Annotated in this window: 1 protein-coding gene and 1 pseudogene; both read right to left on the reverse strand. The window is 28.4% G+C overall.

The genetic code is table 11. From position 1 onward, the window contains the following. Positions 1-49: 49 nt before the first annotated feature. Positions 50-211 (reverse strand): annotated as a pseudogene (locus KGF46_RS19715) (recombinase family protein); the annotation flags it as partial. A gap of 87 nt (positions 212-298) precedes the next feature. Further along, the coding region (locus KGF46_RS19720) for a fumarate hydratase C-terminal domain-containing protein (protein WP_227850775.1) at positions 299-631 on the reverse strand (333 nt) is incomplete at its 5' end.

The raw sequence follows: 631 nt of genomic DNA on the forward strand, positions 1-631 counted from the left end.
TTTTCAATATCTTCATCCTCTCTAATCTTTTTCTTGTATTTTCTTAATCTATTATTCCTTTAGAATTGGCATATTGTTTAAGAAATTCAACTTGATTTTTTAAATCATCTTTTTGATTAGAGGTTGAAACCCTTGTATAAATAACTATTTTTCTATTATCTGTTTCTTTACGTATTCCTGTATATTCTAGATATTGTTCATAAGTTTTAAATATATTTCTATTTTCTAAGTACAACTCCTTAAAATGTGTACAATTAAATTGTTTTGTATTTTTAGTATTTATATAAATTTTCAAAATTTATTTACATTCATAAATTGCTCGTCCTTGCTCGTAGATATTATTTCCATAACTATCTATAGCTACTGTAAGTTTAAGGTCTTCTACTACAATCTTTCTTATAGCTTCAGCACCTAAGTCTTCATATGCAATAATTTCACATGATTTTATCGAATTTGAAATGTATGCACCAGCTCCTCCTATTGCTGCAAGATAAACTGCTCCATACTTCTCCATGCCTTGTATAACTTCTTCACTTCTTTTTCCTTTACCTATCCTGAACCTCCCATGACTAAAGTCACAGGGTTCCTGCTTCATAGAATTTTGCATACTAAAATATGTCTTACCAATTCT

It is taken from the genome of Clostridioides sp. ZZV14-6153, assembly GCF_020657855.1.
Classification (GTDB): Bacteria; Bacillota; Clostridia; order Peptostreptococcales; family Peptostreptococcaceae; genus Clostridioides.